This is a genomic window from Algoriphagus sp. 10J20-15, assembly GCF_055809615.1.
Genome location: NZ_JBVVUG010000053.1, coordinates 52,484 through 65,937 on the forward strand (window position 1 = coordinate 52,484; position 13,454 = coordinate 65,937).

13 protein-coding genes are annotated in these 13,454 nt (G+C 40.4%); all 13 read left to right on the top strand.

Annotation, left to right across the window (positions count from 1 at the left end; genetic code table 11):
* The first annotated feature begins 10 nt into the window (after positions 1-10).
* Complete coding sequence (locus AC0L6R_RS25110; protein ID WP_473273643.1) at positions 11-820, top strand: RagB/SusD family nutrient uptake outer membrane protein; 810 nt, start codon at positions 11-13, stop codon at positions 818-820.
* A gap of 58 nt (positions 821-878) precedes the next feature.
* The gene (locus AC0L6R_RS25115) at positions 879-1,652 is read left to right on the top strand and encodes a RagB/SusD family nutrient uptake outer membrane protein (RefSeq protein ID WP_473273645.1); all 774 of its coding nucleotides are present in this window, start codon (positions 879-881) and stop codon (positions 1,650-1,652) included.
* A 127-nt stretch (positions 1,653-1,779) separates the two neighbouring features.
* Complete coding sequence (locus AC0L6R_RS25120) at positions 1,780-3,681, top strand: metallophosphoesterase family protein (RefSeq protein WP_473273646.1); 1,902 nt, start codon at positions 1,780-1,782, stop codon at positions 3,679-3,681.
* Positions 3,608-4,387, top strand: a complete 780-nt coding sequence (locus AC0L6R_RS25125) for a hypothetical protein (RefSeq protein ID WP_473273647.1) — start codon at positions 3,608-3,610, stop codon at positions 4,385-4,387. Before AC0L6R_RS25120 ends, AC0L6R_RS25125 begins: the two co-directional genes overlap by 74 nt.
* Positions 4,388-4,511: 124 nt before the next feature.
* On the top strand, positions 4,512-6,065 hold the full coding sequence (locus AC0L6R_RS25130; protein WP_283411294.1) for a sulfatase family protein: 1,554 nt from the start codon (positions 4,512-4,514) through the stop codon (positions 6,063-6,065).
* A gap of 38 nt (positions 6,066-6,103) precedes the next feature.
* Entirely contained in the window at positions 6,104-6,520 is a 417-nt protein-coding gene (locus AC0L6R_RS25135) for a sulfatase-like hydrolase/transferase (RefSeq protein WP_473273649.1), read from the top strand.
* Entirely contained in the window at positions 6,474-7,700 is a 1,227-nt protein-coding gene (locus tag AC0L6R_RS25140; protein ID WP_473273650.1) for a sulfatase-like hydrolase/transferase, read from the top strand. Before AC0L6R_RS25135 ends, AC0L6R_RS25140 begins: the two co-directional genes overlap by 47 nt.
* A gap of 70 nt (positions 7,701-7,770) precedes the next feature.
* Positions 7,771-9,174 carry a sulfatase family protein gene (locus AC0L6R_RS25145; RefSeq protein ID WP_473273652.1) on the top strand — a complete coding sequence of 468 codons (1,404 nt, stop codon included), beginning with the start codon at positions 7,771-7,773 and terminating at the stop codon, positions 9,172-9,174.
* Positions 9,175-9,220: 46 nt separating this feature from the next.
* The gene (locus AC0L6R_RS25150) at positions 9,221-11,110 is read left to right on the top strand and encodes a sulfatase family protein (RefSeq protein WP_473273653.1); all 1,890 of its coding nucleotides are present in this window, start codon (positions 9,221-9,223) and stop codon (positions 11,108-11,110) included.
* A 174-nt stretch (positions 11,111-11,284) separates the two neighbouring features.
* Positions 11,285-11,869 carry an RNA polymerase sigma factor gene (locus tag AC0L6R_RS25155; protein WP_473273654.1) on the top strand — a complete coding sequence of 195 codons (585 nt, stop codon included), beginning with the start codon at positions 11,285-11,287 and terminating at the stop codon, positions 11,867-11,869.
* Positions 11,870-11,991: 122 nt separating this feature from the next.
* Positions 11,992-12,588 (top strand): FecR domain-containing protein, encoded by a 597-nt coding sequence (locus AC0L6R_RS25160; protein ID WP_473273656.1) that lies wholly within the window; start codon positions 11,992-11,994, stop codon positions 12,586-12,588.
* 219 nt (positions 12,589-12,807) lie between these two features.
* Positions 12,808-13,029, top strand: coding sequence for a DUF4974 domain-containing protein (locus AC0L6R_RS25165; RefSeq protein WP_473273665.1), 222 nt, complete (start codon positions 12,808-12,810; stop codon positions 13,027-13,029).
* 90 nt (positions 13,030-13,119) lie between these two features.
* Positions 13,120-13,454, top strand: a 335-nt coding sequence (locus tag AC0L6R_RS25170; RefSeq protein WP_473273658.1) for a hypothetical protein, incomplete at its 3' end; no start/stop codon positions are given.

The window sequence follows — 13,454 nt, forward strand, 5'->3', positions numbered from 1 at the left end:
ACAACTTGTAATGAAAAACATTAAATATATATATAGCTATATCAGTTGCATTTTGCTGAGTAGTGTGCTTTTGAGCTGCGTGGATCAGTTGGATAAGTCTCCCTTGGACAGTTTCGATAATGCTACTTTTTGGAGTAATGAAGCCAATGCTGAGTTGGCATTGACGGGTGTTTATAGAGGAGGAATAGTTCAAAATGGTACCACTGTAAATCCTTCTAACTGGTGGGCATACGATGGATTGCTGTTTATGGAATTTGCATCCGACAATGCATATGATAGAAGGGGAGATAATTCCGCATTTCATCGCTTGTCAAACGGAACACTTACTTCTAGCATTAATATTCTGAATTCCTATTGGTCCTCATCCTACAAGAATATTGCGAATTGCAATTTTTTCTTGGAGAATGTTGATCAGGTACCAATGGATGAATTAAAGAAGGAAAGAATGAAATCCGAAGTCCGTTTCTTGAGAGCTGCCCAATACTATTACATGTCACAGTTTTGGGGCTCTGTACCTTTGGTAGAAAGGACACTAAGTCCTGAAGAAGCAAATACTGTAACCAAAGCTCCCAAAGCTGAAGTTGTGGCTTTTGTGTTGAGTGAATTTGCAGATATCCTAGAGTACCTTCCGAGTCATGCCGAATTGCCCTCTGCACAAAGGGGACGGGCTACTAAGCAAACGGTTTTGGCATTTCAAGGAAGATTGCAATTATCAGAGAAGATGTTCGGTGATGCAGTCGATACTTATGCGGAAATTATAGAAATGGGAGAAGAATATAATAGATCCGGATTATGCAGGACTATTTCTAAAATCCAATGAAGATAGTAACGAGATAATTTTCAGTACCCAATTCATAGATAACCTAGCTGCAAATGGAATGCTTCAACATTTTTTTCCTGCTCTTGCTGGTGGATGGCATATTTTCAATCCATTAGGAAGTATGGTGGAGTCTTATGACTTTACAGATGGTAGCGAATTTTCATTTGATAGTCCTCTTTACGACCCCAACAACATAGCTGCAAATAGAGATCCTAGATTGAAAGCCTCTGTATTGTATGATGGATCTACATTCAAGGGAACCTATATCACTCATCCGGATTCAGCTTCTTCACCAGATCAATTGGGGGCCGGAAAGCAGACTACTCAAACTGGCTTTGGATTGAAGAAATTTGCTGATGAAAGCTTCTCAGGCAATCTTACCAATTATGGGGGCAATCTTCCCATCATACGTTATGCTGAGGTGTTATTGAGTTACTTGGAAGCAAAAATAGAAGCAGGTCATGCTATCAGTCAGGCAGATTTGGACGGGACAATAAATTTGGTTCGTGCAAGAGCATCTGTAAATATGCCTCCAATCACGATAACAGAACCAGCTGCTTTAAGGGAAATTCTAAGAAAGGAACGAAGAGTCGAGTTAGCCTTTGAAGGAATTCGGTATTGGGATTTGTTGAGATGGGATATTGCCAAAGATGTACTGAAAGCTGATTTTTATGGAGCTTCATTTCCTGGGGCCAACAAAAAAAGATTAAAAAATGGACAACCTGATCCCTATAGCCGCTGGTTTGTAACCACAAGATCATTCCGAGATGGAGTGGACAATACATGGCCTATACCTCAAAGCGAGGTAAATATCAATCCTGCACTCGAATAGGTATTTCTTTACCCCTTATTTAAGATTAAACCCTTTCAAGGCAAAGCTGCTCCACTTAGCTTTGTTTTGAAAGGTTTTATTGATTTTCCAAATCATCTTTATCCATAAATAATCATCCTCTTATACTATGAAACGCCGATCCGCGGTCAAGGCAATGGCCTTAACCACCCTTTCTACACCATTTTTCTTTTCCCAAGGATTTACCAGCATTAAAAAATTACTATCAACTGAAGCTTCAGGATTTAAAAGTAACTGGGAAAATTGGCCTGATATGAAGTGGGTTGGACCGGAGTTTTGGGGGAACCGATTGCAGGATTGGGAAATAGTAAGTGGTAAAGCTTTATGCAATGTTTCCGGACCTAATCGTGCTCTGCATATCTTGACACATCAATTAGGAACTGACAATAGGAATTTTCAGGAGTCAGTATTAATTGATTGGAGTAATCAAACTCTGGCAGGAAATGTAGGTGCTTATGCTGGTTTTAGACTTGGCGCAAAAGGCGTTTTCGATGATTATCGGTCAGCGGCTGTCTTTGGAAAAGGACTGGATGCTGGTATCACTGGCTCAGGTAATCTGATGATAGGAGATAAGTTGAGCGAAGAAAAATTAGATTTATCAAATTCGATTTCTTTGTCTGTAAATGCAGAATTTAACCAAGGGAATTACTCACTAACTCTGACTGGATCATCTGGCAAAAATCTTGTTTCATTAACTTTAGATGAGGTTTCTCCTCAGATGTTAGTAGGGAATTTGGCTTTGGTGGCTCATTGCCCAAAAAAGGAAGAATCCTCAGATACTATTGCTACTTTCTCAGACTGGGTTTTTCAAGGCGAAAAGATTGTAGAATCAGCTAACCAAGTCTATGGGCCAATATTTTTCGCTCAATACACGCTTCATAAAAACACGCTTAAGTTAACAGCTCAGCTGGCTCCACTTGAGCTAATCTCAAACCTAAATGTTAAGCTTCAGCTTAAAAAAGGATCTACTTGGGAAACGGTTCAAACTTCCCCACTTGATCCAAATGGAAGAATTGCCAAATTCAGAATAGATGATTGGAATCAGCAGGAAATGATTCCATATCGGGTTCATATTGAAGTGCCTTTAAAAGATAAAAGTCAAGAGTTCAATTATTATGGACAAATCGCTGCACAACCGGCTCCTAATGAAAATCTGAAAGTTGCAGTGTTTAGCTGCAATGCTGATCATGGTTTTCCGGATCAGGAGGTAGCCTTACATGTGGAGAAACACAGGCCAGACATGGCTTTCTTCCTTGGTGATCAGTTCTATGAGGGGACTGGAGGATTTGGAATTCAAACCAGCCCGCTTGAAAAGTCCTATCTGGATTACCTACACAAATGGTATATGTTCGGCTGGTCATACCGCGATATTTTCAGAACCATCCCGGCAGCTATTATACCGGATGATCATGATGTCTATCATGGTAATGTCTGGGGCGAAGGTGGAAAGCATGCGCCATCTGACGAAGGATGGGGATATGTGGCCCAGGATCAAGGTGGCTACAAAATGCCACCCGAATGGGTGAATATGATTCAAGATTGCCAGACAAGTCATCTTCCAGATGCTTTTGACCCCACTCCTGTGAAGCAGGGAATTAATGTGTATTACACAGACTGGGAATACGGAGGAGTGAGTTTTGCGATTTTGGAAGACAGGAAATTCAAATCAGCCCCTAAAAATGTCTTGCCTGAAGAAGCCAAGGTTATGAATGGATTTATTCAGAATCCTGACTTTGATATCAAAAAGCACTACGATATAGATGCTGAATTATTAGGAAAGAGACAATTGAATTTTCTGGAAAACTGGGCTTCACAATGGGATTCGGGCGTGCAAATGAAAGCTGTTTTATCTCAGACAAATTTCTGCACTGTGGCGACCTTGCCTGAAGGAAGTATCATTGATAGCATAGTGCCAAGTTTGCCTACGCCAGAGAAAGGTGAGTCATGTACCTGGGGATGCGCCTACTACGGATATGGATTCCAATGGCTGGCCGCAAAAAGGAAGGGATGAAGCGGTACGAATCATCCGAAAGGCTTTTGCGCTGCACATTGCGGGAGATCAGCACTTAGCAAGTACAGTGCAATATGGGGTTGATGACTACCGGGATTCAGGGTTTGCATTTGCGGGACCTGCTCTGAATAATCTTTGGCCGAGACGCTGGTGGCCTCAAGTCCCAGAAGGCCATGAGCCTTTTCCTGGAGGCACCAAAAACACAGGTGATTTCGAAGATGGATTTGGAAACAAGATGACTGTCATGGCAGTAGCCAACCCGTACAAATCAGGTTATGAACCAGCAAGAATTTACGATAGAGGTACAGGATACGGTATTATCACTTTTGATAAGAATGAGCGCACCACGAAGATCGAATGCTGGCCAAGGAATGTTGACCCTATTGCCAATCCGGAGGGACAGTATGATGGTTGGCCGCTGACAGTTTCGCAAAAGGATAACTATGCAAGAAAAGCAGTTGGCTATCTCAATACATTGAATTTAGAGAAGGTTGAGAATCCACTGGTTTCTGTCTATAACGAGTCAACTGGAGAGTTGGAATACGCTCTCCCGGTTAATACCAATAACTTTCAACCGAAGGTATTTTCTGACGATAAGTATAGAGTGGAAGTAAAGGATCAGAATAAAGGTAGAATGAAGACATTTGCAGGTCTTGTGATTCAAACTGATATTCAAGAAACGATTCAGGTGAACCTGGCTGAATAAAATAGTGATCAAGGTCCCTTTGAGACTTACTTCATTATTCAGGATTATAAAAATATTGAATATCGAATGATGAATTGGGAATGTCGAAGTTTTAAGAATTTTAAGGATACATAAATAATATACCATGAGTTTTAAGCGTAGTCTATTACTTGGATTAACGGGTGTTTCACTTTTTTGGAGCTGTAGTGCTCCCAAGGAAGAAACAAATGAAGCAGAGGCTAAAAAGCCAAATATCGTCATCATCTACATGGATGATTTGGGCTATGGAGACATGAGTGCTTATGGCGCCACAGAGCTGTCGACGCCTAATATGGACAAGTTGGCCAATGGAGGAATTCGATTCACCAATGGATATGCGACTTCGGCTACCTGTACTCCAAGTAGGTACGCCTTACTTACAGGTGTTTATCCATGGAGAAATAAGGATGCTAAAATCCTTCCCGGCACAGCTCCTTTATTGATCAGCACATCCCAGATGACTGTTCCAAAAATGTTGAAAGGCCAGGGATATGAAACTGCTGTGGTGGGCAAATGGCACTTGGGTCTAGGTAATGGAGATGTGAATTGGAATGAACACATCAGTCCAAGTCCAAATGAAGTTGGTTTCGACTATAGCTACATTTTGGCAGCGACCCAGGATCGAGTTCCGACAGTTTATATAGAGAATGGAGATGTAGTAAATCTGGATCCAAATGATCCTATCGAGGTGAGTTATGAAAAGAATTTCGAAGGCGAGCCTACCGGAAAGGACAACCCAGAGTTGACCACGATGAAGTGGCACCACGGGCATAACAACAGCATCGTGAATGGGATTCCGAGAATCGGATTCATGAAAGGTGGCGAAGCTGCCAAGTGGTCTGATGTGGATATGGCGGATCATTTTTTGGAAAAAGCTCAAAGCTATGTGAAGTCACATAAGGATGGTCCATTCTTCCTTTACTATGCATTTCAGCAACCTCATGTGCCAAGAACTCCAAACCCTAGATTTGTAGGGAAATCAGGTATGGGACCGAGGGGAGACGTGATTTTGGAAGCGGATTGGATGATCGGCGAGTTTATGAAAACCATGGAAGAGGAGGGTTTACTTGAGAACACCTTAATAATTTTCAGCTCTGATAATGGTCCGGTTTTGAATGATGGATATTATGACGATGCGGTAGAAAAACTTGGTGATCATACACCGGCTGGACCTTTAAGAGGAGGTAAATACAGTTTGTTTGAAGCAGGTACTCGCGTCCCATTTATGGTTTATTGGAAAGGGAAAATTCAACCTCAGGTTTCTGATGCCTTGGTTTGTCAAGTTGATTTCTTAGCTTCTTTGGCTGCTTTGACAGGAAGTACGGATTCAGCTGAAGATAGCCAAAACTTGTTGCCTGCTTTCATGGGTGAGGAAAAAGTTGGTAGATCCGAATTGATGCTGGAAGCCACCGGAAGAACAGCGCTTAGAAAAGGAGAGTGGATTATGATTCCTCCTTACAAAGGTGCTGCGAAAATTGCGACGGTAAATATTGAGATTGGAAATGATCCTAATTATCAGCTTTACAATCTCACTAACGATATTGGTCAGGTTAATAATGTAGCAGAATCAAACCCTGAGAAGTTGGAAGAAATGATAGCTGACTATAAAGCGATTCGTGGAGATTTGAATTCAGATGTGCAGGAAGTGGTTTTGAAGTAATGTTCGCTTAAATTAAAAGCCGTTAATCCATTGTGCATATGAGAATGAATCGAAGTTTGGGAATACTGGTGTTGGTGATTTCTGCATCTTTTTTTTCCTGTCAATCTGAGGAGGAATCCAATACTTCGAAGCGCCCAAATATTCTCTTTGCGATCATGGATGATGCTTCTTTTCCTCATATGGGAGCTTACGGGACCAAATGGGTTAGCACTCCAGCTTTCGATTATGTGGCAAAAGAAGGCTTATTATTTATGAATGCCTACACGCCAAATGCGAAGTGCGCTCCTTCCAGAGCTGCTATTTTAACAGGACGAAATTCCTGGCAATTGGAGGAAGCGGCAAATCATTCACCTGATTTTCCGGCTAAATTCACCACGTTTATGGAGCAGCTGATCAGTAGCGGTTACCATGGCGGTCACACAGCAAAAGGGTGGGCACCAGGAAAATCCAGGTGAAGTAAATGGGAAAAGAAGGGAATTGACAGGTCCCGCATTTAACAAGTACAAAACTGAAGCACCTACTACTCAGATTAACGGGAATGATTACGCTAAAAACTTTGCGGACTTTTTGGATCAAAAGGAAGGTGAACAGCCTTTTGTGTTTTGGTATGGTTCCACCGAGCCTCACCGAGCTTATGAGTACCAGTCAGGTCTGAGCAAGGGAAATAAGAAGTTGGAAGACATTGATGTAATTCCCCCTTTTTGGCCAGATACAGATACCGTGCGCACGGATATGCTGGATTATGCCTATGAAATAGCGTATTTCGACCAGCATCTTCAGCGCATGATTGATGAACTGGAACGAAGAGGAGAACTGGCTAATACGATTATAGTTGTCACCGCAGATAATGGAATGCCATTTCCAAGGATCAAAGGCCAGGAATATGAGTATTCCAATCATCTTCCACTGGCGATCATGTGGCAAGATGGAATTGCAAAGTCGGGAAGAATCATTGATGATTTTATCAGTTTCATAGATTTCGCCCCTACATTTCTAGATGTTGCTGAAGTCCCAACTGACTCAGTGAAAATGGCTGCGATTACTGGTAAAAGCCTTTTGGATATTTTCAAAAGTGAGGAAGCTGGGCAAGTGGATTCAGCTAGAGATCATGTATTAATTGGTAAAGAGCGGCATGATGTAGGTCGGCCTGATGATCAGGGCTATCCGATTCGAGGCATAGTGACAGCCGACTACATTTACCTGCATAATTTTGAAACAGACAGATGGCCAGCTGGAAATCCTGAGACAGGTTATTTGAACACGGATGGTAGCCCGACCAAAACCCAGATTTTGAATGAGCGAAGAGCTAATCAGGCTTCTGTGAACTGGGAATTATCATTTGGGAAGAGACCAGCTGAGGAGCTTTTTAAAAGAGTTTCTGATCCATTTGCTATGCAAAATCTTGCGATTCACCCTGAATATCAGATGATCAAAGCGCAGTTGAAAGAGCGATTGTTTGAAGAATTGAGAGGACAAAATGACCCTAGAATGTTTGGTAAAGGGCATATTTTTGATGAGTATCCTTATTCTGGAGATGCTTCCAAGGATTTCTATAATCGCTACATGAATGGTGAAAAAATGAATGCTGGCTGGGTGAACAAATCAGATTTTGAGAAGGATTTTCAAGAAAAGTAATGATACTGCCAAAGTCCTATTTTTTTTGATAGATTGACTTCTACAATAAACCTCTAATCCTATTTCGATTATGAATAAGCTCATTTTTTTTACTCATTTCATTTTGATTGTACTCTTTTCCGGAGCGCAGGTTTTCGCCCAAAACGCAAAGAAAAGCAAACCCAATTTCATTATTATTTTCACCGATGATCAGGGTTATGGAGATTTGGGGACTTTTGGTCATCCTACGATCAAGACTCCAAATATTGATCAAATGGCGTCTGAAGGGCAGAAATGGACCAGTTTCTATGTTGCTGCCAATGTCTGCACGCCAAGTAGATCTGCGATTTTGACTGGTAGAATGCCAGTGAGGACAGGGATGTATTCAAATACAAGACGAGTTCTTTTTCCAGATTCTGATGGCGGTTTGCCAGCCTATGAGAATACTATAGCCACACTTCTCAAGGGTTCTGGATATGCCACCGCTGCCATTGGGAAATGGCATTTGGGACATCTTCCGCAGTATTTGCCAACCAGCCATGGCTTTGATTCCTACTTTGGAATTCCCTATAGCAATGACATGGATCAGGTGATTGATGGTACAGCCAAAGAAGCTTTTGCTGATCCAAAAAAGGAGTATTTCAATGTGCCGCTGATGAGAAATACGGAGATTATCGAGCGACCTGCGGATCAAAATACCATCACCAAAAGATATGCTGAGGAAGCGGTCAATTTCATCAATACTACTAAGGACAAACCATTCTTCCTTTATTTGGCACATTCACTTCCTCATGTGCCACTTTTTGCCTCAGGAGATTTCAGAGGAACTAGCGAACGCGGTTTGTATGGAGATGTGATTGAAGAAATAGATTGGTCAGTGGGAGAAATTTTAAGTGCTTTGAAAGCAAATGGCCTTGATCAAAATACCTATGTGATCTTCACTTCTGATAATGGTCCTTGGTTGGTTTACAATGAGCAGGGTGGAAGTGCAGGTTCACTTTTTGGAGGTAAGGGTACAAGCTATGAAGGCGGGGTGCGGGTGCCTACAGTAATTTGGGGTCCCGGAAATGTAAAGCCAGGCGTGATTTCCAAAATGGGATGTACATTGGATTTATTGCCCACCATTACTTCGCTTGCTGGCGCAAAAATGCCACAGGATCGTGTTTACGATGGATTTGATTTAAGTCCTGTTTTCAAAGGAGAAGACAATACTCCTAGGGATGAGATGTTTTACTACCATGGAGATCGTCTTTTTGCGGTACGCAAAGGTGATTTTAAACTCTATTTCTACAGTAATAATCCTGATGGATATCCTGCCAAAGTTGAGAAACTTGAAAAGTTGACCCTCTTCAATTTGGGGCATGATCCTTCTGAGCGATTTGATTTGGCGGATTTGCATCCTGAAATCGTACAAGAACTCACAGAAATAGCCAAGCAACATTCTGCCGCTATGGTCTTTGGAGAAACTCAGTTAGAAAAGAGAATAGGTGACTAAGATTAGCATTTCTCACAATCACTTTATTAATTAACTAAAGCCCAACATGAAGTTTTTGAAAGCAATAGTACTTGCAATAGCGTTTATCAGTTTTTCCGGCTTTGCTCAGCAACCAAATATCCTTTGGATCACTATTGAAGACACCTCTCCACAATTTATCGGGAGCTATGGAAATAAGGATTCCAGTACTCCTTTCATGGATAAATTCACAAGGGAAGGAGTACAGTTTACCAATGCTTTTTCTACCGGAACTGTTTGTTCACCAAGCCGATCCACTATAATTACAGGAGTGAAGACCTATGAATTGGGAACAGGAAATCATCGCAGTAATTACCCGATTCCGTCGGAAATTAAAGGTTTCCCATTCTATTTGAAGCAAGCTGGATACTATGCGACGAACAATAGTAAAACGGACTATAATGTTGCTAATGAGAAAGGATTCATTGCTGAAGCTTGGGATGAAAGCTCCGGAAATGCAGGGTGGTGGAATAGGAAGGAGGGACAACCTTTTTTCTCAGTATTCAATTTCAACGAATCTCATCAGTCCCGTACCATGACCAATCCTTATGAGTGGTATGTGAAGGAGGTGTTGGAGCAATTGCCTGAAGAAGATAGAATTGGCGAAAATGAGTTTGAGATGCCTCCTTTTTACAGGGATAGTCCAGAGATGCGAAAGCAGATGGCTAGGGTGTATAATAGCTTAAAACTAACGGACAACAGAATCGGTGAGCTTATAGCCAGATTAGAAGGAGACGGATTATTGGATGAGACCATTATTTTCATTTTTGCAGATCACGGGGAAGGAATGCCACGAGGCAAAACCAATGGGATTAACTTTGGATACAGAGTTCCATTTACAATTTGGTTTCCTGAAAAATATAAGCATTTGTCCCCTTGGGAAATAGGTGGGAGTACGGAGGAACTTATTAGTTTCGAGGATCTTGCGCCTACATTGATCAGTCTCGCTGGAGGAAAAGCTCCTGATTATCTAAAGGGAAGAGTGTTGATTGGCGAGCGTAGAAGCCCTGAGGTAAATAAGGTGTTTCTTTCTTCTGATCGATCTGACAATGGTATAGATATGGTTCGTACGGTCACTGATGGAAGGTATATTTATTCCAGGAACTATATGCCATTTATGCCTGAGGCTAGATATATCAGGTATATGGAGATCGGAGATATCAAGCAGGTGATGTGGAGCGACTATAAAAACAATGCCTTGGATCCTTTGCAAAAAAGCATTTTTGAGCCTCGTGGTGCAGAAGTCCTATATGATATTGAAAAAGATATCTGGGAAACAAATAACCTAATCAACAAACCTGAATTTCAAGAGTTGGCTACCAAGATGCGGAGAGAACTTGATGCACACATACTTGAGAGAAAAGATGTAATGTTTTTGCCAGAATATGAATTGGATAAAATCTCATCTAGCTCCAATCCTTATGAATATCGCCTAGAAATTTCCCAATATCCTCTTGCTGAAATATATGAGGTAGCAAAGCTTGCAGGGTTTCGAAATCAGGAAGTGCTGCTTCTGCAATTGGAATATTTGCAATCAGAAAATGAAATCATTCGATATTGGGCGGCGCTGGGATTAATGTCTCAGGATAGGAATTTGCTCTCGCCATTTGCCGGGCAACTATCAAAGAGTTTGGATGATACTTACTCTCCCGTTGCGATCACCATGGCTGCGATTCTATATGAGTTAAATCAAAGTAAAGGGGCAGAAAAGCTACTCAAGGATTCAGTATTGGATTCCAATAGGCATTTAGCTCTTATGGCAATTAATTACCTGATTTATTCCAGCCACAAAGAACCTTTTATTGAAGTGGTGAAGGAAGTTTATGGAAGGGGTGATGCTGAATACAATACTTCTGCAGCGAGTAAAGATTTCCTTGGGAGTTTGGGATTGGTGCCTAATACGTTTGAGTATAGGTAGTTCATTGGAGTTGAAGAATTTGGATAATTCCCTTAATTCCAATTCTGTACTATACACTTCTTGGGCACTATCGATTTTTGAAAATATTGGTAATTAGTGCAAAAGAACTAGAAAGTTGCAGAAATTTTGTTAATTAGCTTCGTATACAATAGCCCAATCTAGACTAAATTTTAAATGACAACTTGTGGGGAAGATGCTGTCCATGTGAAGGAGCTCAGGTCGGGTTCAGAGTCTGCATTTAATTTTTTGTATGCTAAGTATGCATTAAAGATCTATAGCACTTCCCGAAAAATGAGTTTAAGTCATGAAGATGCTGAAGGTGTAGTTCAAGAGACTTTTATCAAAATTTGGAAAAATAGAGAAAGGCTAGACCCTTCATTGAGCTTTAATGCTTATTTGCTTTCTATTTTAAAATCCATCGTTGTGCGTCTTTGTCAACGGAATGCAAGGCAATTATTGCAAACTAATGAATGGGTTTCTACTATAGATTTTATTGCTAATCAAACTGAGGATGAGTTGATTTATGCAGAAATGCTAGAAGCATCCTTGCGCGAAGTAGAGAAACTTCCTCCCCGGCAACGAGAGGTTTTTATGCTGAAAAGGATGGAGTCTTTTTCTTTGGATGAGATTGCTGAAAAGTTAAATATTTCCAAAAAGACCGTTAAAAATCAATTGGTTGAGGCTAACAAGTTTCTGAAAACAAGGATAAAGGATAGAGAAATTATTGCCCTCTTGATGATTTTTAGTTTGTTAGATTAGACTTTTTCATTGTACATCTTTGGCGTTGGTTAGCTATCCTGAAATTAAATTTTAAATTTTTTTAATAATCCAGTGGGACTTTTTAAAGTCTGGTGTCTATATAATTCAAATAGAGATACTGGATGAACAAGAATCAGGAGTTTAATAATTTTTTTGAAGGTAAAATGTCAAAAGTTGAAGCTGCAGAGTTTTCAGCTTGGCTTGATACCACCGAGGGTAAGATTTTTCTAGAGTCCAAATTGGAATCTAATTGGAGCGAAGAAAGTACAAAGGATTACGCCGATTGGGATAAGAGTTCACTTCTTGAAAAAATTAATAAAGAGAAGTCTGCTTTCAATTTAGAGAATGAGAAACCTATCACAAAGCCTGATTTAAAAGGCTACTCAAAACGAGCTTCAATTCCTATTTGGTATAAAGTTGCGGCTATTTTGATTTTCATACTTGGTGTGCCTTTTATTTTTCAAAAAATAACTTCGACTGACTCAGTTCCTGAAGTGGCGCAAGTTCAAATAAAGCAAATAACCAGATCAAATCCTGCGGGGGTTAAGTCCAAATTTCAATTGCCAGATGGCTCTATGGTTTCCCTCAATTCTGAAAGCTCCATAGTCTATGCAGAGGATTTTGCTGTGAATAGAAATCTTGAACTGATAGGAGAGGCTTATATCAATGTGGCAAAAGATAGTTTACATCCTTTTGTGGTAAAAAGCCTTGGTCTCTAATACCGAAGCCTTGGGGACCATTTTTAATATCAAAGCTTATGAAAATGAGAGTAAAGTGGAGGTATTACTAGTAGAGGGAAAAGTAAGAGTTAACCATTCTCATAGTAATGAGGCTTTCATTCTCGAGCCAGGGAAAAGGCGGTTTTAGCTACAGAACAAGACGTTTTTGAGAAAAAGAAAGGAGATATCACCCGGGAAACTCAATGGACTTCAGGTGTACTGGAGTTTCGAAATTTTCCTTTTGAAGATATATTCAAAAATTTAGAAAGATGGTATGGGGTAAAGTTTGAAGTGAAAGGAAATATCAACAAAGCTAAGGGAGTGGGGAAATTTCAAGAAGGAGAAACTCTGGAAAATGTTTTAGAAGTTCTTAGTTATTCAAATCACTTTAATTATAGAATAAATAGGGATACAGTGTTTGTGAATTTCACCAAAGAGTGATTTTGTGTTAAGTCCTATTAACTACTGTCTATCAGTGATATAGATGTCCAAAGAGAATTAAATAATAAACCTAATGTTAAATGATGTACTATGATTAAGAGTTTACGTGTTTTAAATCCGTTGCTAAATCTAGGCCTTTTAGTAGTCCTCCTGCTGGGGATGTCAGTCTTTTCTACTGCTGTGGCAGATGAGCTGACTCAGGCCGATGATATAGAAAAGGTTGTGATTTCCATGCAACCTAGAGAGTTGTCTATAAAAGATGCTTTCAGAGAAATTGAAAGGAAAAGCCCTTTTACATTTTTCTATACAGATGCTGGTGTAGATCTGTCAAAAAAAGTAGTTCTGAAAAACAGTCGTGCTTCTGTTGCTGGATTTCTGGGAGAAATCGCGCAGCAATCCCAACTGAAATTTAAACAAGTGAATGA

Bases quoted from the DNA above. Each gene is read 5' to 3' on its own strand.
- AC0L6R_RS25110 (WP_473273643.1), top strand. From the start codon at position 11: ATGAAAAACATTAAATATATATATAGCTATATCAGTTGCATTTTGCTG.
- AC0L6R_RS25115 (WP_473273645.1), top strand. From the start codon at position 879: ATGCTTCAACATTTTTTTCCTGCTCTTGCTGGTGGATGGCATATTTTC.
- AC0L6R_RS25120 (WP_473273646.1), top strand. From the start codon at position 1,780: ATGAAACGCCGATCCGCGGTCAAGGCAATGGCCTTAACCACCCTTTCT.
- AC0L6R_RS25130 (WP_283411294.1), top strand. From the start codon at position 4,512: ATGAGTTTTAAGCGTAGTCTATTACTTGGATTAACGGGTGTTTCACTT.
- AC0L6R_RS25135 (WP_473273649.1), top strand. From the start codon at position 6,104: ATGAGAATGAATCGAAGTTTGGGAATACTGGTGTTGGTGATTTCTGCA.
- AC0L6R_RS25140 (WP_473273650.1), top strand. From the start codon at position 6,474: ATGGCGGTCACACAGCAAAAGGGTGGGCACCAGGAAAATCCAGGTGAA.
- AC0L6R_RS25145 (WP_473273652.1), top strand. From the start codon at position 7,771: ATGAATAAGCTCATTTTTTTTACTCATTTCATTTTGATTGTACTCTTT.
- AC0L6R_RS25150 (WP_473273653.1), top strand. From the start codon at position 9,221: ATGAAGTTTTTGAAAGCAATAGTACTTGCAATAGCGTTTATCAGTTTT.
- AC0L6R_RS25155 (WP_473273654.1), top strand. From the start codon at position 11,285: ATGACAACTTGTGGGGAAGATGCTGTCCATGTGAAGGAGCTCAGGTCG.
- AC0L6R_RS25160 (WP_473273656.1), top strand. From the start codon at position 11,992: ATGAACAAGAATCAGGAGTTTAATAATTTTTTTGAAGGTAAAATGTCA.